Annotated in this window: 19 protein-coding genes; 9 read left to right on the top strand and 10 right to left on the bottom strand. The window is 64.4% G+C overall.

The features are described from left to right. Positions 1 to 14: 14 nt before the first annotated feature. The 3 genes from CK226_RS19415 to CK226_RS19425 form a co-directional block, all read right to left on the bottom strand. Complete coding sequence (locus CK226_RS19415) at positions 15 to 1,160, bottom strand: hypothetical protein (RefSeq protein ID WP_095792768.1); 1,146 nt, start codon at positions 1,158 to 1,160, stop codon at positions 15 to 17. 41 nt (positions 1,161 to 1,201) lie between these two features. Further along, positions 1,202 to 2,290: a hypothetical protein gene (locus CK226_RS19420; protein WP_095792971.1), complete on the bottom strand. Its 1,089-nt coding sequence runs from the start codon at positions 2,288 to 2,290 to the stop codon at positions 1,202 to 1,204. A gap of 308 nt (positions 2,291 to 2,598) precedes the next feature. Next, complete coding sequence (locus tag CK226_RS19425) at positions 2,599 to 2,988, bottom strand: cytochrome c family protein (protein WP_095792769.1); 390 nt, start codon at positions 2,986 to 2,988, stop codon at positions 2,599 to 2,601. 144 nt (positions 2,989 to 3,132) lie between these two features. On the opposite strand from CK226_RS19425, the gene CK226_RS19430 reads away from it, so the two are divergent. Further along, complete coding sequence (locus CK226_RS19430) at positions 3,133 to 3,387, top strand: EamA family transporter (RefSeq protein ID WP_348629093.1); 255 nt, start codon at positions 3,133 to 3,135, stop codon at positions 3,385 to 3,387. 14 nt (positions 3,388 to 3,401) lie between these two features. Here the strand turns inward: CK226_RS19430 and CK226_RS19435 are convergent, their stop codons facing one another. Continuing rightward, entirely contained in the window at positions 3,402 to 4,013 is a 612-nt protein-coding gene (locus CK226_RS19435; RefSeq protein ID WP_038649140.1) for a thymidine kinase, read from the bottom strand. 425 nt (positions 4,014 to 4,438) lie between these two features. Between CK226_RS19435 and CK226_RS19440 the strand changes: the two genes are divergently transcribed. The 4 genes from CK226_RS19440 to CK226_RS19455 all read left to right on the top strand — a co-directional run bounded on the left by CK226_RS19440 (position 4,439) and on the right by CK226_RS19455 (position 7,882). Beyond that, positions 4,439 to 5,374, top strand: a complete 936-nt coding sequence (locus CK226_RS19440; RefSeq protein ID WP_095790116.1) for a choline ABC transporter substrate-binding protein — start codon at positions 4,439 to 4,441, stop codon at positions 5,372 to 5,374. 137 nt (positions 5,375 to 5,511) lie between these two features. Further along, positions 5,512 to 6,366, top strand: coding sequence for a choline ABC transporter permease subunit (gene choW / locus CK226_RS19445; RefSeq protein WP_095773498.1), 855 nt, complete (start codon positions 5,512 to 5,514; stop codon positions 6,364 to 6,366). Next, entirely contained in the window at positions 6,363 to 7,544 is a 1,182-nt protein-coding gene (choV, locus tag CK226_RS19450; protein ID WP_095792770.1) for a choline ABC transporter ATP-binding protein, read from the top strand. The genes choW and choV overlap by 4 nt, the downstream gene beginning before the upstream one ends. A gap of 47 nt (positions 7,545 to 7,591) precedes the next feature. Then, positions 7,592 to 7,882, top strand: a complete 291-nt coding sequence (locus CK226_RS19455) for a hypothetical protein (protein ID WP_095790113.1) — start codon at positions 7,592 to 7,594, stop codon at positions 7,880 to 7,882. A gap of 38 nt (positions 7,883 to 7,920) precedes the next feature. Here CK226_RS19455 and CK226_RS19460 read toward each other — a convergent pair whose 3' ends face one another. Together CK226_RS19460 and CK226_RS19465 are read right to left on the bottom strand one after the other, a co-directional pair. Continuing rightward, a complete protein-coding gene (locus CK226_RS19460) occupies positions 7,921 to 9,330 on the bottom strand; it encodes an ATP-binding protein (protein WP_095792772.1) in 1,410 nt (469 codons plus the stop codon). Further along, positions 9,327 to 10,043, bottom strand: a complete 717-nt coding sequence (locus tag CK226_RS19465) for a response regulator transcription factor (RefSeq protein WP_095792972.1) — start codon at positions 10,041 to 10,043, stop codon at positions 9,327 to 9,329. The genes CK226_RS19460 and CK226_RS19465 overlap by 4 nt, the downstream gene beginning before the upstream one ends. A gap of 320 nt (positions 10,044 to 10,363) precedes the next feature. Between CK226_RS19465 and CK226_RS19470 the strand changes: the two genes are divergently transcribed. From CK226_RS19470 to clpS, 4 genes are all read left to right on the top strand, one after another. Continuing rightward, positions 10,364 to 10,663: a hypothetical protein gene (locus tag CK226_RS19470; RefSeq protein ID WP_095773502.1), complete on the top strand. Its 300-nt coding sequence runs from the start codon at positions 10,364 to 10,366 to the stop codon at positions 10,661 to 10,663. A 37-nt stretch (positions 10,664 to 10,700) separates the two neighbouring features. Then, a complete protein-coding gene (locus tag CK226_RS19475; protein ID WP_095792773.1) occupies positions 10,701 to 11,006 on the top strand; it encodes a hypothetical protein in 306 nt (101 codons plus the stop codon). Between the two features lie 160 nt (positions 11,007 to 11,166). After that, positions 11,167 to 11,481, top strand: coding sequence for a hypothetical protein (locus CK226_RS19480; RefSeq protein ID WP_095792774.1), 315 nt, complete (start codon positions 11,167 to 11,169; stop codon positions 11,479 to 11,481). Between the two features lie 139 nt (positions 11,482 to 11,620). Further along, complete coding sequence (gene clpS / locus CK226_RS19485; RefSeq protein WP_010911143.1) at positions 11,621 to 11,926, top strand: ATP-dependent Clp protease adapter ClpS; 306 nt, start codon at positions 11,621 to 11,623, stop codon at positions 11,924 to 11,926. A gap of 219 nt (positions 11,927 to 12,145) precedes the next feature. Here the strand turns inward: clpS and CK226_RS19490 are convergent, their stop codons facing one another. The 4 genes from CK226_RS19490 to CK226_RS19505 are packed head-to-tail and all read right to left on the bottom strand — an operon-like array spanning position 12,146 to position 18,986. Then, on the bottom strand, positions 12,146 to 14,224 hold the full coding sequence (locus CK226_RS19490) for a hypothetical protein (RefSeq protein WP_095790110.1): 2,079 nt from the start codon (positions 14,222 to 14,224) through the stop codon (positions 12,146 to 12,148). A 3-nt stretch (positions 14,225 to 14,227) separates the two neighbouring features. Beyond that, positions 14,228 to 17,047 (bottom strand): DUF4159 domain-containing protein, encoded by a 2,820-nt coding sequence (locus tag CK226_RS19495; protein WP_095792775.1) that lies wholly within the window; start codon positions 17,045 to 17,047, stop codon positions 14,228 to 14,230. Further along, positions 17,044 to 17,982, bottom strand: a complete 939-nt coding sequence (locus CK226_RS19500; protein WP_095792776.1) for a DUF58 domain-containing protein — start codon at positions 17,980 to 17,982, stop codon at positions 17,044 to 17,046. Before CK226_RS19500 ends, CK226_RS19495 begins: the two co-directional genes overlap by 4 nt. Further along, the gene (locus tag CK226_RS19505; RefSeq protein ID WP_095773508.1) at positions 17,982 to 18,986 is read right to left on the bottom strand and encodes a MoxR family ATPase; all 1,005 of its coding nucleotides are present in this window, start codon (positions 18,984 to 18,986) and stop codon (positions 17,982 to 17,984) included. The genes CK226_RS19500 and CK226_RS19505 overlap by 1 nt, the downstream gene beginning before the upstream one ends. Positions 18,987 to 19,022: the final 36 nt, after the last annotated feature.

Genomic DNA, 19,022 nt, shown 5'->3' on the forward strand with positions numbered 1-19,022 from the left:
CCGTGGTGTTACGGTCAGACGTCTGAAATGACCTGTCCGTTGGACAGGATGTGGACCTTGTAGCCGCCAAAGATCTTCTGTGCTTCGCCGGCGGCGTAGAGCGCCTGGTAGGCCTCGTGCGGGATCAGCGCGTGGTTCTCGTAGCTGGACACGCCCTGGCGCGCGGCTTCCAAATCGTCGGTGTTGATGAAGAATTCCTGCGTCGTCTTCTCGCTGGAAAACAGCCCCTTGCGGCCGGGCTTCTCGCCCTTGGAATAGACCTCCTGGATGGTCCAGGTCAGCAGCCAGGCGTTTTCCGGCTTGCGCACCTTGGCCAGCACTTCGGTCACCGTCGAATTGTTGTCGGTAATGCCCGCGGAATAGAAGGGGCCAAGCACGACGCGGCGCAACTGCTTGGGGTGCAGCGGCTCGAAATCCTTGTCGAGATTGACCGCAATCGTCGCCGGCGACAGCGTGTAGGCGGAGTTCTTCTCGGTGAAATCGTCGAAACGGTGGGCGAGCTCGGGATTGAGCAGGCCGTCGACCGGCAGTGGGATATCGACCTTGTCGTTGAGCTTGCCGTTTCGGTCGACGAGCTGGCGGACCATGTTCTCGGAGGAATCCTCCACCGTCACCATGTAGACCAGCGGCAGGTTAGCGCTGCCGTCGAAGGTCGCCCAATGGACGAGATAGTAGGGCAATGCCGTCTTCGGATTGACCGACACCTTGGCCGTCTGCGCCAGCGTGAACGGCCCAAAAGTCTGCTCGCTCCTGACGTCCTCGAGATAGAGCCGCTCGGCCATCGACTTCTGCAGCGCCTCGGGGAATTCCTTGTGGCGCAGGATGAAGTCGGCCATCTCCTCGCGCAGCTCGCCGGCCAGAGGGATGTTGGCAAGGCGCGCATCGGCCTGGCGGCGGTCGTTTTCCAGTTCGAGCAGGTTCTGGAACACCGGGAAGCCGCTTTCGGCGCGCGAAATGCGGAACGTGTCCATGAAGCCCAGCCGGTTGCGCCAGCAGCCAAAAGACTTGTCGAGCCGGGCGATGTATTCGGCAACGATCTTGGCGACGATGCCGTGCCGGTAAAGCGGCGAGCGGTCGTCGCGCATGAACACTTCAAGGCCGCTAAGCGCGGCCGTGATTGCCGAGAAATACCGCGCCGCCGCGTCGTTTTCGGGGGTCATTCTGTCAGCCCTGGGCTTGTCGCACCGGTGCGCGCGGCAATTTATGACTGCACGTAGTTGGCCGAATTGTGCTTCTTCAGCACCTCGTCGAAGCGCCGGGCAAAGGCATCGTCGGCGAGCTTCTTGCGGCGCTGGATGTCGGCGCTGGCAACCATGTTCTTCTCGTGCATTTCGAGCAGGTCGCCAATGTGCTTCTGCGAAGCGGCGCCGATGCCGGCCATGGTTTCTTCCGCCGTGTTGTCGACCTGGCTGCCCAGCGTGTTGATCTTGTGGGCGACGTCCTGCTGCGCGGCGGTCTTCAAGGAATCTTCCAGCGCCTTGTAGAGCACGATGCGCTGCTCGGTATCGATGGTCAGCTTGTTGATCAGCGTCGACTGCGCGGCGATCTGGTTGTTGAGCGAATCGACGAAAGTCTGAAACATCGAGGTGTAGCGCTCGAGCGTCTGGCTTTCGGCCAGCAGTTCCTGCTCCTTGGCCTGCTTCTCGTTGTATTCGGTGGCGAGCTTGGAGCGTTCGCCCTCAAGCTGGGTGCGGTTCTTCTGGCTTGTCGAGGCGGCGATCTTGTTTTCGATGTCGAGCAGCATGGGGTTGAGTTCCTCGATGCGTTTCTGCACGGCTTCGAGGTTCGACATGGTGGTCTTGCGGCGCTCGATGACCTGCGACAGGCTGGCCTCGGAGGTCTTGTAGCGCTGGTCGAGAACCTCCTTCTGCGCCTTCAGGATGCCGACGATGGTGTCGGACTTGGCCAGAAGTTCCTGCAGATTGCCGGCCAGCGACATGTTGCGGACGCGGTCGGTGCGCATGCGCTGCTTGCGCTGGCTGGAGAAGACACCGACGAAGTTCTCCCAGCCGGTGTAGTTCTTCATGCTCTCGAACTCGGCGCCGAAGACGTTGGTGGCGTCCTCGAGGCCGATGATCAGGTCGGCAATGTTGCCTTCCATCACCTTCTGCTGCTTCAGCACGTCCTCGATGCGGGCGTTCTCGATGTCGAAATTGGCGTCGCCGATCTTCTTGTCAGCGGTGGCAAGCGTGTCGAGCACGGTGCCGGACTGCTCGATCTTGGTGCGCATGTCCTGGACGACCTGCTTGGTCTTGGCAATTTCGGCATCGAAATTCTGCAATGTCGCCATAGGGGCCTCCCGCTTCGGCTTCCGGTCGCTGGTTGCGAACAGCGGCGAATATATGTGGGGCATCCGGGGATTGAAAGACGTGAAGACAAGGGCCGCGTGAAAACAAAAGAATCCGCCAAGGCCTTGAAAGACAATGCAGGTGGGGTCATGGCGTGATTAGCCGGTCAGTCGGGACTAGTTCAGCTGTCATTGAACTTTCATGCCGGCAAGACAGTCAGCCCCCGCCGACGCGGAAATGCTGAATTCGGCAGGGGATTGAACCGGTTGCAGGCAAACACATCAGTGCGGCCGCACCGCACAGACGCCACTCAGGGCTTCGGATCGGCCTTCAGATAGGCGATGACATTGGCAATGTCGTCATCATTCGTCAGGCCACCAAAAGCCATTTTGTTGCCGGGAACTTTGAGCTTAGGGGCCCTGAGATACTCGGTGAGATTTGCCTCGTCCCAGACGAGACCGGCAGCGCCCGCACTCTTCATGGCTTCGGAATAATGGCCAAGGAAGCTTTCCGCGGTGCCTGCGGCGCGGCCGACGACACCCTTGAGATGCGGGCCAACCTTGTCGCGGTCGGTGGCCGCCTCATGGCAGGCCATGCAGCGGTTGAAGACGTGCTTGCCCTGTACGGGGTCGCCGCCGGCATGGGCGGCAATGGAGGTGGCAATGAGAAGAAGGCTGGCTGAGGAAACGGCTCGAAGCATGGCTGACCCCGGAGAGCTCTGGCTGACGGCCTTATAGGACCGAGGCCTTAACAAACGCTGCATCGTGGCGAGTGGAGACGGTCGTACCTGCTCGCGCCTTTCGCCGGCATCGGCCAGCATGTTCCCGCTCATGCATGGAGTTGGCTGGTCAGCATCGGCGTGCTGCACACCGGCATTGCCTATGTGCTGATGAACTCGGCCTTTCCGCGCCTGACGACGCCGGTGATCGGCATCATCACCTTCATCTATCCGGTCGTTGCCATCATCATCGTCGACTGGGCGGTCTACGGGCATCCGCTCGGGCCGGCGCAGGCCGCCGGCATGGCGCCGATCGCCGTGGCGACGCTTGGTGTCCGGCTGGGCTGGCGGTTTCCGCTGAGGCGTGTTTCTGCGGCCTGACGCGGGTCGCAGGGTCAGGATTTCATGAAGCCGATGAAATCGTCAGGCGCGGCGCGGCCCATTTCTTCTTCCCAGTGACGGCGGCAGAGCGAGACATAGACATCCTTGCCGATCGCCACCTGTTCGCCCCGGTGGGCCACCTTGCCGTCCGGGCCGAGCCGCACGACCATCGTCGCCTTACGGCCGCAGCGGCAAATGGTGCGCACCTCGCGCAGGTCGTCGGCGATCGCCAGCAGCGCGCGCGAGCCGGAAAACAGCTTGCCCTGGAAATCGGTGCGCAGGCCGTAGCACATGACGGGGATGTTCAGCCGGTCGGCGATGCGGGCCAATTGCCAGACCTGCTCTTCCTCGAGGAACTGCGCCTCGTCGACGAAGACGCAGTGCACCGTCGTATGGTCGTGATGTTCGGCGACGCGGGCGAACAGGTCGTCGCCGTCGCGGAACATCTCGGCTTCGGTCTCCAGCCCGATGCGCGACGAGATCAGGCCGCTGTCGCCCTTGCGGTAATGGCCGGCGACGAACAGCATCGTCGTCATGCCGCGTTCGCGATAATTGTACGAGGCCTGCAAGAGCATCGTCGTCTTGCCGGCATTCATCGTTGCGTAGTTGAAGTAGAGCTTGGCCATGCCGTCCTTTACGGTCCGTTGATATTCAGGCGATGCCGGCCTGCAAATGGCCGTGCCCTGCGCTTCCCCGTTCTACTGCGTCGCAGTAGATCTGTGCTCACATGCCCAAAAGTACGCTCCGCTCCGGTTCTCGGGCCCACCATTTTCGTCTCGGCCTGACCTGAATCCAAACAGACCTTAAGCCGAGTTGCCTCTGCGCGGGGAGGGGCCGCTGGCGCATTCCCCTGAAAAAGCCGGCTCGCCGCTGAAAAAGATGAGCGGCGTGACAAAAGCGTCAGCCGTGTCGCTGATTGGCCATTCCGCGCCGTTGATCGTGATTGCCTTAGCGCTTGAAACTACACCAGAATGGTGTTTGGCTGACGAAACAAGGCGGGCAGAGAAACCGTTACGACGCTTCGCCAAAGAATCACAATGGGAGACTGTCTATGTCGCGTATGAATTCCTTCGTCGCCGGCCTCGGCCTGGCGGCTTTCCTGTCCACGAGTGCCGCCTTTGCCGGCGATCCGGCGAGCTGCAAGGCGGTGCGTCTTTCCGATGTCGGCTGGACCGACATCCAGGCCACCACGGGGCTCGCTTCGGTGCTGCTCACCGCGCTCGGCTATGAGCCGCAGGTGATCCAGCTCTCGGTTCCGGTGACCTATGCGTCGCTGAAGAACAAGGACCTCGACGTCTTCCTCGGCAACTGGATGCCGTCGATGACCAACGACATCAAGGACTATACCGCCGACGGTTCGGTCGAGACCGTCAGCCAGAACCTCTCCGGCGCCGGCTATGGCATCGTCGTGCCGACCTATGTCGCGGACGCCGGCGTCAAGACGCTGACCGACCTTGGCAAGTTCAAGGACAAGTTCAACGGCAAGATCTATGGCATCGAGGCCGGCAATGACGGCAACCGCATCATCCTCGACATGATCAAGAACCCGAAGGACAATCTTGAGGGCTTCGAACTGGTCGAGTCCTCGGAGGCCGGCATGCTGACGCAGGCCGAGCAGTCGATGAAGAACAATGAATGGATCGCCTTCCTCGGCTGGACGCCGCATCCGGTGATGGGCGCCATGAAGATCACCTATCTCGACGGCATGGGCGACAGCGGCTTCGGCGCCGCCACCGTGTCGACCAATGTGCGCAAGGGCTACACGACCGAATGCCCGAATGTCGGCAAGTTCATCACCAACCTGAAGTTCAATCTGGATATGGAAGGCCAGATGATGGACGCGATCCTGAAGGGCGGTGACGCCCAGACGGTCGCCACCGACTGGCTGAAGAAGAACCCGGACGCGGTCAAGCCGTGGATCGCCGGCGTGACCACCTTCGACGGCGGCGACGCCGCAGCGGCGGTCAAGACCGCGCTCGGAAGCTGAGCCGACTTCGCATCCGGCATGACCGGATGAAGATGGGCAGCCGTTTGACAAAGGGCTGCCCTTTTTCACATCCTGTGACAAGATGACGTTGCGACAGCGCGGGGCCGAAGTCAGAGCCCTGGTGGAAGAGGGGTGAGATGGATCCGATTTCCAAATTCATGGTCGATCACAAGATCCCGATCGGCGCTTGGGGAAAGTCCTTTTTCGGGTTCCTGACCGATAATTTCGACACCATCTTCAGAGCCTTCTCCAACGGTCTGAATTTCATTCTCGACGGGCTGGTCGACCTCCTGCTGATGGTGCCGCCGGTGCTGCTGGCGCTGGTCATCGCTGGTATTGCCTGGTTGCTGCAGCGCTCGCGGCCGCTCGCCATCGGCGTCTTTCTCGGCCTGATCTTCATCATCAACCAGAACCTGTGGAAGCAGACCGTGCAGACGCTGGTGCTGGTCGTCGCCGCCGCCGCCATGGCCATGGCCATCGGCGTGCCGCTCGGCATCTGGGCGGCGCACAAGCCGAAGGTCTACCGTGTCATGCTGCCGGTGCTCGATCTGATGCAGACCCTGCCGACCTTCGTCTACCTGATCCCGGTCTTGACGCTGTTCGGCCTCGGCAACGCGCCCGGCCTCATCGTCACCATCATCTTCGTCATCCCGACCGCGGTCAGGCTCACCCATCTCGGCGTCGTTTCTGTGCCGAAGTCGATCATCGAGGCGGGCGAAGCGTTCGGCGCCACCAAGAGCCAGCTGTTGTGGAAGGTGGAGCTGCCGTCGGCGCTGCCCACCATCATGGCGGGGCTGACGCAGTCGATCATGCTGTCGCTGTCGATGGTGGTGTTCGCGGCCCTCATCGGCGCCGGTGGGCTGGGCACGGAGATCAACCGCGCGCTCGGCTCGCGCCGCATCGATCTCGGGCTTGAGGCGGGCCTTGCCATCGTCGTGCTGGCCATCGTGCTCGACCGAATGACCCGCATTGGCGTTGGAGGCAAGAAATGACCGTCGCCGTCGATTTCAAGAACGTCGATATCGTCTTCGGCGCCGACCAGGCCGGTTCGCTTGCGATGATCGACAAGGGCGCCACACGCGCCGAAATCCTGGAGAAAACCGGCAATGTGCTGGGCTGCGCCGGCGCCAGCCTTACCGTGCATGAAGGCGAGATCTCCGTGCTGATGGGTCTGTCGGGCTCCGGCAAGTCGACCCTGCTTCGGGCCGTCAACAGGCTCAACGTGGTGTCGCGCGGCCAGGTTCTGGTCAAGGACGGCGACAAGATCGTCGACGTCGTCACCTGCGACGAGCCGACCTTGCGGCGCTTGCGCCAGAAGCAGGTTGCGATGGTGTTCCAGCAGTTCGGCCTGCTGCCGTGGCGCACGGTCGAGGAAAATGTCGGCCTCGGCCTCGAACTTGCCGGCGTGCCGGACGCCGAACGCAAGGAGCGCGTGCACAGGCAGCTCAAGCTGGTCAATCTCGACCAGTGGTCGAAGAAATACGCGCACGAGCTGTCGGGCGGCATGCAGCAGCGCGTCGGCCTGGCCCGTGCCTTCGCCACCGAAGCGCCGATCCTGTTGATGGACGAGCCGTTCTCCGCGCTCGACCCGCTGATCCGCACCAAGCTGCAGGACGAACTGCTGCAGCTGCAGGCCGAGCTGAAGAAAACCATCATCTTCGTCAGCCATGACCTGGAAGAGGCGCTGAAGATCGGCAGCCATATCACCATCATGGAGGGCGGGCGCATCGTCCAGACCGGCGCGCCGGAAGACATCGTGCTGCGCCCCGCCAACGACTATGTCCGCGACTTCATCGCCAATGTGAACCCGCTCTCGGTGCTGACCGCCTGGAACGTCATGCGCGATCGCCGCGACCTCGAGCACGGCGACAATGGCTGGGTGTGGCTAGACCGGCGCAAGACGACGCGCTTCAAGATCGACGATCACGGCCTGGTGGCGGCGGCCGAACGCGATGGCAAGCCGGCGGTGTGGGTGTCCTGCGCCGATGTCGAGGGCCAGCCGGAGGAAGTGGCGCAAGTGTTCTGGGCCAATCCCGGCACGTCGCTGAAAACCGTCATGCTGGCCATGCACCGTTCGCAGACAGCACCCGTGGCACTGTTCGACGACCAGTCCCGCTTTGTCGGCGCCATCGGGATCCGCGACGTGCTGAGGGCGGTGCTGCGGCGCTAGCAATAGAGGAGCGGCGAGACCTCCTTCAACTATCAGGAAAAGGCGCTTTGGAGCGGATTTTGGGTTGGCTGTCTAAACCGCGGACCGCGCAAACTGCGCTCGGGGTACTGCTCGTGATTGCGATGCGATCGATCCTGGAGTTTTTCAGGATCGGCGGTGCGAGCGGCACGCAACTGAGTGCAAATCAGCTCTTTTATATCGAAGGGACGCTCGCAGCCATCATTGCCGCATTCGCAGTTCTTGTCCTGCATGCATTCGGGCGGCATGGTTGGGCGACCCTCTTCAGCGGCGCAGCGATAGTTGCCCTGCTGGCATGGAAGATCGCCGTCATCCGTTGAAAAACGGCAAAACGGGAACACATCCGAGGCGACCTGCGTCAGGCCGCCAATGGCAGGCGCAGCTCGGTCAGCAGCCCGCCGTCCGGATGGTTGGACAGGCGGATCTCGCCGCCGGCGGCGCGCGCGATGTTGCGGGCGATGGTGAGGCCCAGCCCAAGGCCGCCGGTCTGGCGGTTGCGGGACTGTTCGAGGCGCACGAAGGAGCCGAAGACGGCATCGATCTGTGCCTGCGGTATGCCAGGCCCTTCGTCGCGGATGGTGAGCGTGATCGTGCCGTCCGAGCGGTGCAGGCTGAGATGCGCCTTCTTGCCGTAAGTGACGGCGTTCTGCACCAGATTGGTGACGCAGCGTTTGAGTGCCACCGGCCGCGCGATGCAGATCAGGCCGCGAGAACGGGTGTCGTCATTGTCGAACGAGACTTCCGGATAGGGGTCGGCGATCGATTCCACGAGCGACCAGAAGTCGATGCGCTCGGCCTTTTCCTCGTTCACCTCGAAAGTGGCGAAGTCGATCACTGAACTGGCGATGCTCTCGACATCGGCGAGATCATGCGCCAGCGCCTCGCGAACCGCCGATTTGCGCAACAGTTCGAGCCGCAGCCGCATGCGTGTCATCGGCGTGCGCAAATCATGCGCGAGTGCCGCGGCGAGATGTTCGCGGTCCTCGACATATTCGCGCAGCCTCTTCTGCATGGCGTTGATCGCCCTGGCGGCGGCCCGCACCTCTCGGCTGCCCGACTCGGCGATCGGCGGGCTTTTCAGGTCCTTGCCGATCCGGTTCACGGCGGTTTCCATCATCCGGTAGGGCGCGGTCAGCCGGCGCAGCGACCAGATCGACATGATCACCACCAGGCCGGCGATCAGCGAATAGAGCGGCAGGCTGTCGAAGCTCAGGATCGGGCCGACGGGCGTGATCGGCTCGGTGAAGTTCAGCCACTGGCCGTCGGCGAAGCGCAAGGAGGCCGTCAGCTTGTCGCTCTGGGCGAAATCGGCGGCGAGCACCAGAAGGTCGCGCTCGACCTGGCCGATATCGGGGCCGGATGCAGTGCCGCTGGCGTCGTCGGCCTCACGCGTTGCCGGATCGCGCCGCACGCGCGCATCGGTGATGCCGAACTTCGACAGCCGGCCGACGAGAATGTCCTCGAGTTCGGCTAGTTCGTCGTCGCCGGCGATCGAGGAGGTGACGGCGGGCGTGTCGGAGACGGTAAGGGCGTAAGTCGAGTTGAACAGGCCCGCCGCGGTTGCCTTGCGCTCCTCGGGCGTGGCGCCGCTCATCAGCTGCACCAAGGAGAACGCGCGGTCGTTGAGCCGGTAGAGGTCGACCACGTCATTGGCGGCGGCGCGGTCGCGCGACACGATATAGAGGGTCGCGACCTGGCTGATCAGCAGGCCGGCAATGACGATCAGCAGCACCCAGACAGGCAAGGTCTGCGGCAGGAAACGTCTCATTCGGAGGTCGTCTCGGGCAGGAACTGGTAGCCGCCGCTGCGCACCGTCAGGATCAGTTTCGGCGTTTTCGGGTCATCTTCCATCTTGCGCCGCAGCCGGCTGACCAGGATGTCGATGCTGCGGTCGAAGGAATAGTCGCTGTCGCCGCCGGAGAGCTCGATGAGCTGGTCGCGGGTCAGCACGCGCTGGGCGCTCTTGACGAAGGTCTGCAGCAGGTTGAATTCGGCCATGGTCAGCTCGACCCTGACATCGTCGGGCGCGGTCAGCCGGCGCCGCGAACAGTCCATCGTCCAGCCGGCGAAACGGTAGATCTGCTTGGTAGTGGCGCGTTTCGGTTCGGAAGTACCATTGCGCCGCAGCACGGCACGGATACGCGCCAGGAGTTCGCGCGGATCGAAGGGCTTGGGCACATAGTCGTCGGCACCCATCTCCAGGCCGACGACGCGGTCGGTGGTCTCGGTGACGGCGGTCAGCATGATGATCGGTGTCGTATACTGGGCGCGCAGGTCGCGGCACAGTTCCAGCCCGCCCTTGCCGGGCAACATCACGTCGAGCACGATGAGGTCCACCTGCGCGCGGCGCAGGACGGCCTCCATCTCGGTACCGTCGGCGGCAACTGAAGTGTGCAGGCCCCGCTTCTGGAAGAATTCCTGAAGCAGGTCGCGGATGCCCTTGTCGTCGTCGACGATCAATATGTGTGCGTCGGATTTCACGAGGTGCCCTGTCTCGATTGCCGGCCAAGTCATTCCTGGCAGGTGAGCCACACGATAGAATTCGGGCCATATGTTGGCCAGTGCCTTGCTTTTCAAGGGAGAACGAATTCGGCCTTGTTGAAGCTCTCTGTTTCCATGCGTGCGGTTCCCAAAACCGGGACCGATTTGGACGATACGCATGAGGCGGGCGGGACAGACACAATCCAGAAACAAAATTCTACAATTGGGAAAAACTCCTGAAAAGGTAGGGCGGCATAACGGTGCCGTGGCGGTCAGATTACCGGCTGCGACGCAAAATCTCCGGGTTCACGGAAAAACCGATGCCAAGCTTGTCGATCAGTTTGTTGGGTGCGTTGCTGGGCCTTGGCCTGGTCACCGCCGCTGCTGGACAATCGGACGCAAAGGCGCCGCTCACCCGGAGCGAACGGTGCGCCAATCTCAGCCACCAATTTGATGAAGCCCTCGAAACCCATGCCACGGCAACGCAGGTCACCGCGGCAAAGGCACTTCAGAGAAAGGGCAACCGGTATTGTGCTGCCAAGAAACAGGCACAGGGCATCCGGATGCTCGCCAACGCTTTGAAGCTGCTTGGAGTGACACCGAACGACCCGGTCCAGTGACGCTCAAAATCGACCCGCATAAAAAGGAAATGAAGCCATGAAAAAGTCCCTCCTGTCGGCCCTCGGTCTCTCCGTTGCTCTTGCCTTCTCGATGCCGGCTCTTGGCAACGCTGCCGCCACCACGACCGCTGCCCCGGCTGCCGCCACCACGACCACAGCTCCGGCCGCTGCCGCGACGACCACCGCACCGGCCAAGGCTGCTCCGAAGAAGGTTGCCAAGAAGGGCGCCTGCAAGGTGACCAAGAAGCACAAGTGCCCGGTCAAGAAGGCCCCTGCCAGGGCGGCCCCCGCGAAGGCAGCCCCCGCCATGGCGGCCCCGAAGGCTGCTGCCAAGAAGCCCTGATCAGTTTCGAGGTCAGTTCTAGCAAGGCCGCCCCGCCGCAACCGGCTGGGGCGGCCTTGCGCCGAATGCATGGTCGATGAGCTGAACACCGGCGGCTTGCAGCCGCGCATCTCGATCGTGCTTAACCCGTTTGCAACGCCGGTCGTGTAGGACAATCCGCATGAAGAAGCGGCTTTCGTCCATTTTGCGTTCGATGGTGATCGGCGGCCTGGTTGCCACCGGTGTCGCCAGGGGGCTGATTCTGCTCACCGCCAGCCCCGTGCCCGATCCTGCCAGTGGCCGCACCGAGCCCTCGCTGTTCGCGCCGATAATTTCCAGCAACTGGGACTACATCACGCCTGTCCAGGCGTGGCTGCTGATCGTGCTGCTTGCCGTGACGCTGGTCTGCGTTGTCGGATGGCTGATCGCGGCCTGGGTGGAGCGCCGGGCGGATGCCGGCGCGAACCGCCGTATCTTCGGCCGCCAGGGCCGTTGAACGGCGCCCGACAATTTCCCACATGATTGCAAATGACCGGGCCGGCCCGCCGGCCGCCCGCATGCCAATCAAAATGGACGATCGCTGCCGCCCGTGGCAAAATACCGGGTAAAGCCCGATCGCGAAACTGTCGGTTCCGATGCCAGAAATCACCACAAAACCGCGAACCAAGGTCAAGCCACAGACCGAGCGGCCGAAGCTCTACAAGGTCATCCTCATCAATGACGATTTCACGCCGCGCGAATTCGTGGTGACGGTGCTGAAGGGCGAGTTCAAGCTCAGCGAGGATCAGGCGCACCGCATCATGATCACCGCGCACCGGCGCGGCGTCTGCGTGGTCGCGGTCTTCACCAAGGATGTCGCCGAGACCAAGGCGACGCGAGCCACCGACGCCGGCAAGGCCAAGGGCTACCCGCTGCTGTTCACGACCGAGCCGGAGGAGTGAGTGATCGGTTCGCCACAGGCGAATTCATCGTGCCAGTGGCACGATGAAAGGTCACGAACGCTCAGGAGTTGCCGCAGGCAACGGGGCCTCGGCAGGTGCCGTTTGACATAAAGCGCGGACAGCTTTGGCGCCAACGCCTGATTAGCATCAATGCTTCAGAGGTCAGCGCCGCCCCTCATCCGCCCTTCGGGCACCCGTGAAACCGGGGAAAAGGGAAGCTTACCGTCCCTCGCGATACCACATCGATCCCATCGCCAGGAGCAGCAGGCCGAGGCCGAGGAAGCCGCCGAACAGCGGCACGCGCGAGACGGCCTTCAAGACGCTGTCGTCGGTGGTGCGCAGGCCGATCCAGTCGCTGCCGGAGGCATCGCCGGCCGAGCGAACCGGCACGATGGACGGCAGGGTCACGTCGCTGCCAAGGGCCGTCGATGACGCCAGCCGGCGCACGCTGCCGCCGGTGGCTTCCGCCGGTGCCTTCAGCCGGTTTTCGGTGGAGATGACATCGGCGAATTCCGGCGCATTGACCGGTCCGACATGGGCGAGCGCGGTGAGATCGCCATTGGCGACCTGGAAGAGGCCGATCTCGTTGGTCTGGACGCTGCCGAGGAAGACGCCGGGCTCGGATTTATCGAGCTTGACGGTCACCGTCTTGCCCGAGGGCGTGATGATCTGCGCGGAGCCTGGATCGTCGGCCATGGTCTGGCGGCGGATCTCCAGCACCATGCCGCGTCCCTCGGCGGTCAGCCGCTCTTCCTCGAGCTCGGGTTCCTTCATCAGCCAGTGGGCGATGCGCCTATAGAGCTGGACGTGCGGACCGCCGCCCTCGAAGCCGCGCGCCCACAGCCAGCCCTGGTCGGACAGAAGCATGCCGACACGGCCTTCGCCCTTGCGGTCGAGCAGCAGCAGGGGCCGGTTGTCGGCGCCCTTCATCACCACCTCGCCTTGCGGGTTCTGCACGCCAATGGTGCGGAACCAGCGGCTCCAGTGCGGCGGCTCGGTGGCCGAACCGTCGAGGCCGCGCGTCACCGGATGACGCTGGCCGAGGTCGGTGAGGCGCGGATAGAAGGCCTTTTCGAGCACTTCGCCGGTCGGCATGGCGGGCAAAGCCGACATCAGCGGCGTGCGTGCGATCGAAGACTCGCCGGCATATTCGGGGCCGGCGGCGATCAGCAGCGCGCCGCCCTTTTCGACATATTCGGAGATGTAGTCGTAATAGAGGATCGGCAGCACGTCGCGGTGCTGGTAGCGGTCGAAGATGATGAGGTCGAAATCCTTGATCTTCTCGACGAACAGTTCGCGCGTCGGGAAGGCGATCAGCGACAATTCGTTGATCGGCGTGCCGTCCTGCTTCTCGGGCGGCCGCAGAATGGTGAAATGGACGAGATCGACCGAGGCGTCCGATTTCAACAGATTGCGCCAGGTGCGCTCGCCCGCATGCGGTTCGCCCGAAACGAGCAGCACGCGCAAATTCTCGCGGATGCCGTCGACCAGCGCGATGGCGCGGTTGTTGGTGTCGGTGAGTTCGCCGGGTTCGCGGTCGATGGCGAGTTCGATGATGTTGCGCCCGGCGCCGGGGATGGTCACCTGCAGCGGCATGGCCTGGCCGACGGTGGCATGCTCGACCGCGACCTGCTCGCCATTGACCGAGACGCGCACATCGACCGGGCCGGCTTCGTTTTCCGTCGAGATGACGCGGTAGGTCATGTCGAGCGGCTTGCCGACGATGCCGAAACGCGGCGCGTTCTCGAAGCGGATGCGGCGATCCTTTTCGTGGTCGTTGCCGGTGATCAAGGCGTGCAGCGGGGCGTTGAAGTCGGGCGCGCCCGGGGGCGCGTCGTGCACCTCGCCATCGGTGATCATGATGGCGCCGCCGATGCGCGACGGCGGCACGTCGCGCAAGGCGCCTTCCAGCGCGCCGAACAGCCGTGTTTCGGTACGCTCCTCGGCGGCATCGGACTTGCCGGCCTCGACGACGCGGACGTCGAACTGCTTGAAGCGGCCTAGACGCTGCTGCAGTCCGGCGAGCGCTTCATCGGTCTGCCTGGTGCGGTCGCCGATGTCCTGGCTCTGGCTGCGGTCGACAATCAGCGCGACGACGCTTTTCAGGGGCTCGCGCTCCTCGTTGAGGAACACCGGGTTGAACAGGGCGGCGGCCAGCGCCAGCAGGGCGATGAAGCGCAGGACACCGCCGCGCTGGCGAAACCACAGGCCGACAAGCGCCAGCAGCGCCAGCGGTACCAGCACGAGGGCCAGCAATGGCCAGGAGATCAGCGGTTCGAAGGAGATCGACCAGTTCATTGGTTACTGCCCCAGCCGTTCAAGCAGAATGGGGACATGCACCTGGTCGGATTTGTAGTTGCCGGTCAGCATATACATCATGATGTTGACGCCGGCGCGCAGCGCATAGATGCGCTGCATCGGGTCGGCCGGCACCGTCGGCAGCAGCGGGTCGCCGTTCTCGTCGACGGCCCAGGCGCCGGCGAAATCATTGGCGGTGATCATGATCGGCGAGACACCATCGCCGGTGCGCACCGGCCGGTTGTCGGCGTTGCTGGCGTCGAGCGATGCCTCGACCCAGAGCGGGCTGCCGGCGAAGCGACCAGGGAACTCCGGCAGGATGAAGAAGGACTTGGTCAGCACGTGGTCCGACGGCACCGGCTCCAGCGGCGGCACGTTGAGGTTGCCGAGGATGTCGCGCAGCCGCTCTGTCGCCGGGCTGGTCGAATCGGCGCCGATGCCGTTGGCGAACTGGTCGCGCGTGTCGAACAGCACCGTGCCGCCCTGTTGCATATAAGCGTCGATACGGGCGATCGCGGCCTGGCTCGGCATGGGGGCGGCCGGATCGATCGGCCAGTAGATCAGCGGATAGAAGGACAGTTCGTCCTTCGCAATGTCGACGCCGGCCGGTGCGCCGGGTTCCAGCGCGGTCTTCTCGATCAGGAAGCGGGTCAGGCCCTCGAGCCCGGCACGGCTGATCGAATCGTCGCCCGGCACGCCGGTCAGCACATAGGCGATGCGGGTTTTCGAAATCGCCGTGATGGCCGCCTCGTCGCCCGGCTTGGCGTCGTCGGCGCGGGCGAAATCGGCATGGCCGAACAATGCGCCAAGTGCGATCAGGATCGCAGCGGTGGTGGCCACAGCGCCGGCACGGCGCCGCCGGCGCGAGAACAGCCCGCCCATCCAGAACACCGCCAGCGTGTCGAGCAGCATCAGCAACAGGGCGGCGGTGACCAGCGAACCTTTCAGATTGCGGGATTCATCGAAGGCGTACTGGATTGATGTGACCGGAACCGTGAGTTGCGGGCGCGCCAGCGGCACGAAGGTGCTTGCGGCATCGAGCAAATTGTGGGCGAAGACGCCGGTTTCCGAGCCGTAGAGGCCGGGCGGGTTCTCCAAGGTCACCCGCGCGCCGGCGCTCGGCACCAGCGGCCGTGCATCCGGCGTCGGCGGCACCAGCGAGCCGTCGGCCGCGATCATGCGGTAGGGTGCCAGCGATGTGGCGGCGGCTTCGGCATTGGCGATCGCCGCGCCCTGGTTGCGCGACAGCTGCACGATGCGACGCAGCATCTCGACGAAGCTGCCCGAGATCGGCAGGTTCGACCATGTCGCCTCGGGCGTAACGTGGAACAGCACCAGCGTGCCCTTGCCTCTCTTCAGCCCGGTGACCAGCGGCGTGCCGTCGGCAAGAGCGGCCCAGGTGCGCTCGACGATATCGGGTGTCGGTTCGGCCAGCACCTGCCTGCTCACGGTGACTTCCGTAGGCGGCGCAAGATCGGCGAAAGGACCGGCCTTGGGAAATTCGGTGACCGGCTGCGGCGAGGTCCAGGACAGTGCGCCGCCCAGCGAACGCTCGCCGGTGCGCAGGCGGACCGGCAGCAGATCGTCGTCATTGCCTGCGGCGGCCAGCCGCGAGCCGGCGAAACGCACCAGCGTCCCGCCATTGTCGACCCAGTCGACCAATCGCTGCCGGACCTGCGCCGGAATGGTGCCGATATCGGCCATGATGATCATCGCCGGCTTCTGGTCGAGGATCTGCGGGATGGCGTCGGCGAGATCGGCGCTGGAGGGTTCGACCAGATCGGCGAAGGGCTGCAGCGCGCGCCTGATGTAATAGAGCGGTGACAGAAGCGGCTGCGCCTGGTCGGCCTCGGCCTGCGATAACAGCCCGACGCGGCGGCGCTTGGAGCTTTCGTCGAGCACGCGCACCGCACCCGCCTGGCGCTCGCCGTCGAGGGCGATCGAAGCGAAGTCGTTGCGCAGCTCGAACGGCACCGCCATGGTGCCGGTGGCGGTGGCTTCGCCGGGCGCGAAGGTCAGCGTCGCATCGGCGATGCGGCGGCCCTTGTCGTCGAAGGCGCCGGCGGTGACCTGCGCCGGTGCCGGGTCACCCGGCGCGCGGATGGCGGTGAGCGCAAAACCGTCGACCTGGTTGTCGGCGGCGGTGAGGCCTGTCAGCGAAAGCCGATCGGCCGTTGCCCAAACCACGCGTGCCGCATTCTTCGACAACAGCGTGTTGAAGGCGGCCTCGTCGCCCTTGGCCGCGAGGCCGTCGGCCAGCACGGCGACGCTGGCGCCGGGCAAGGTCTCCAGCACGCCGGCGACGCGGGCATAGACGGCGGGCCGATCGGTCGGGATCGGCCGCGGCTTGGCGGCGCGCAGCCGGTCGAGCGCGGCGGCGGCATCGAAGGGGCCGATCTCCGCATTGGCCTTTTCGGCGGTAAACGCGATGATGACCGGCACGCCGTTCGAGCCGGCATCCTTGATTAGCCGCTCGGCGGTGGCGACGCGCTTGTTCCAGTCGGCGGCACTCGCCCAGTCATTGTCGATGACCAGAGCAAGGGCCGCGCCCTCGGCCGGCAGCTTTTCGCGCGGGTTGAAGACCGGTTCGGCCAGGGCCGCGACGATGAGGCCCGCCATCAGCAGCCTGAGCAGCGTCAGCCACCAAGGGCTTTGATGCGGCGTTTCCTCGCGCTTCAAGACGCGTGCCAGGATCTTCAGCGGCGGGAAAATCTCGGCCTGCGGCTTGGGCGGCGTCAGCCTGAGCAGCCACCAGATCACCGGGAGCGCCAGCAGACCCCACAGCACCATGGGCGCGCCAAAGGAGAGCGGCAGCCAGCTCATGCGACCGCCTTTCCAGGCCGACCGGTACGACCGCTACCGGCATAGCCGCCATCGGCTGTCATCGCCATGTGCAGGCGCACCAGCGCGTCGGACGCCAGCCGATCGGTGTGGTTGACGGTAAAGCTCCAGCCGAGCCGCTTGCACCAGCCGGCCAGCTCCTGGCGGCGGGCGGTGTAGAGCAGGCGGTATTCGTCGCCGAGCATCTCGGCGCGTCCGGCGGTCAGCTTTTCGCCGGTCTCGGGATCGGTGAATTCGGTGCGGCCGGCATAGGGGAAGGTTTCCTCGGCCGGGTCGGCAACCTCGATCAGATGGGCGCGCACGCCGTGGCGGGCGAGCACGTCGAGCCATTCCATCGTCTCCTCGACCGGGTCGAGGAAATCGCTGGCGATGACGATGTCGCAGAAGCGCCTGATGTCGGTGAGGTCAGGCTTGGCTGGCAAGTCGCCGGCATGCATCAGCTGGGCGGCGATGCGCTCGGCGCCGTTGCGGGCGGTGAATGGATCGGTCAGGCCCGGCCAGGCGATGCGTTCGCCGCTGCGCGACAACAGTTCGGCCATGGCCAGCGCCAGCACCAGCGCGCGCGACTGCTTGGAGACGCTGGCGCCGGTCGATTTGTAGAGCATGGACGGCGAAGGGTCGGCCCACAGCCATACCGTATGGGCGGCTTCCCATTCGCGGTCGCGTACATAGGTGTGGTCGTCGCGGGCCGAGCGGCGCCAGTCGATACGCGAGGAATCGCCCTCGACATAGGGCCGGAACTGCCAGAAATTCTCACCGATGCCGCGCTTGCGGCGGCCATGCCAGCCGGCGATCACGGTGTTGACGATGCGGCGCGCCTCGACCAGCAGGTCGGGCACCAGCGAAGCCCGCAACCGGCCACGGGCGAGCGCGTCGCGCGTTGCTGCCGGGGCCTGGACCTCGCCGATGCGCGCCATCAAATCCCTTTCACAAGCTTCGCCACCACGTCGCGCACGCTGGTGCCTTCTGCGCGGGCGGCGAAAGTCAGCGCCATGCGGTGCTGCAACACCGGCTCGGCCAGCGCCCGTACATCGTCGACCGAGGGCGCCAGGCGCCCGTCATAGAGCGCCCGCGCCCTCGTGCACAGCATCAGCGCCTGGCTGGCGCGCGGGCCGGGGCCCCAGGCGACATGCTTGTCGGTATCGGCATTGCCCTGGCCTGGACGGGCCGAGCGCACCAGAGTGAGGATCGCCTCGACGACGCTTTCGGGCACCGGCATGCGGCGGATCAGCGTCTGGATTTCCTTCAATCGAGCCGGCTGCAGCACATTCTGCGCCTTGGCATCCTCGATGCCGGTGGTTTCCAGGAGGATGCGGCGCTCGGCCTCGATTTCGGGATAGAGGATGTCGACCTGCATCAGGAAGCGGTCAAGCTGGGCTTCCGGCAGCGGATAGGTGCCTTCCTGCTCCAGCGGGTTCTGGGTCGCCAGCACATGGAACGGTGCGGGCAGGTCATAGCGGGCGCCGGCGATGGTGACATGGTATTCCTGCATGGCCTGCAGCAGCGCCGACTGGGTACGCGGCGAGGCGCGGTTGATCTCGTCGGCCATCAGCAACTGGGCGAAGATCGGGCCGGAGATGAAGCGGAAGGAGCGCTTGCCGGTCTCGTCCTGTTCCATCACCTCGGAGCCGAGGATGTCGGACGGCATCAGGTCGGGCGTGAACTGGATGCGGCGCGAATCGAGGCCGAGCACGATTCCCAGCGTTTCGACCAGCTTGGTCTTGGCAAGGCCGGGAACACCGACCAGCAGCGCATGGCCACCGGCCAGCAGCGCCACGAGCGTGCGTTCGACGACATTCTCCTGGCCGAAGATCACCCGGCCGACCCCGTCGCGGATCCTGGAAATGTCTGCCAGTGCCTTTTCGGCCTCGGCGATCATGTCCGTTTCGCTGATCGGGCTTTCCTTGACCATCACGCTCATTCGGCTCGATCCCTTCGCTTGGAAATACCGGCCCGC

Origin of the sequence: Mesorhizobium sp. WSM4311 (assembly GCF_002295115.1) — a bacterium.
GTDB lineage: Bacteria > Pseudomonadota > Alphaproteobacteria > Rhizobiales > Rhizobiaceae > Mesorhizobium.

Excerpts from the sequence above, each read along its gene's own strand:
- CK226_RS19415 (WP_095792768.1), bottom strand. The coding sequence starts at position 1,160 with ATGACCCCCGAAAACGACGCGGCGGCGCGGTATTTCTCGGCAATCACG.
- CK226_RS19420 (WP_095792971.1), bottom strand. The coding sequence starts at position 2,290 with ATGGCGACATTGCAGAATTTCGATGCCGAAATTGCCAAGACCAAGCAG.
- CK226_RS19425 (WP_095792769.1), bottom strand. The coding sequence starts at position 2,988 with ATGCTTCGAGCCGTTTCCTCAGCCAGCCTTCTTCTCATTGCCACCTCC.
- CK226_RS19435 (WP_038649140.1), bottom strand. The coding sequence starts at position 4,013 with ATGGCCAAGCTCTACTTCAACTACGCAACGATGAATGCCGGCAAGACG.
- CK226_RS19440 (WP_095790116.1), top strand. The coding sequence starts at position 4,439 with ATGTCGCGTATGAATTCCTTCGTCGCCGGCCTCGGCCTGGCGGCTTTC.
- choW (WP_095773498.1), top strand. The coding sequence starts at position 5,512 with ATGGATCCGATTTCCAAATTCATGGTCGATCACAAGATCCCGATCGGC.
- choV (WP_095792770.1), top strand. The coding sequence starts at position 6,363 with ATGACCGTCGCCGTCGATTTCAAGAACGTCGATATCGTCTTCGGCGCC.
- CK226_RS19460 (WP_095792772.1), bottom strand. The coding sequence starts at position 9,330 with ATGAGACGTTTCCTGCCGCAGACCTTGCCTGTCTGGGTGCTGCTGATC.
- CK226_RS19470 (WP_095773502.1), top strand. The coding sequence starts at position 10,364 with ATGCCAAGCTTGTCGATCAGTTTGTTGGGTGCGTTGCTGGGCCTTGGC.
- CK226_RS19475 (WP_095792773.1), top strand. The coding sequence starts at position 10,701 with ATGAAAAAGTCCCTCCTGTCGGCCCTCGGTCTCTCCGTTGCTCTTGCC.
- CK226_RS19480 (WP_095792774.1), top strand. The coding sequence starts at position 11,167 with ATGAAGAAGCGGCTTTCGTCCATTTTGCGTTCGATGGTGATCGGCGGC.
- clpS (WP_010911143.1), top strand. The coding sequence starts at position 11,621 with ATGCCAGAAATCACCACAAAACCGCGAACCAAGGTCAAGCCACAGACC.
- CK226_RS19490 (WP_095790110.1), bottom strand. The coding sequence starts at position 14,224 with ATGAACTGGTCGATCTCCTTCGAACCGCTGATCTCCTGGCCATTGCTG.
- CK226_RS19495 (WP_095792775.1), bottom strand. The coding sequence starts at position 17,047 with ATGAGCTGGCTGCCGCTCTCCTTTGGCGCGCCCATGGTGCTGTGGGGT.
- CK226_RS19500 (WP_095792776.1), bottom strand. The coding sequence starts at position 17,982 with ATGGCGCGCATCGGCGAGGTCCAGGCCCCGGCAGCAACGCGCGACGCG.
- CK226_RS19505 (WP_095773508.1), bottom strand. The coding sequence starts at position 18,986 with ATGAGCGTGATGGTCAAGGAAAGCCCGATCAGCGAAACGGACATGATC.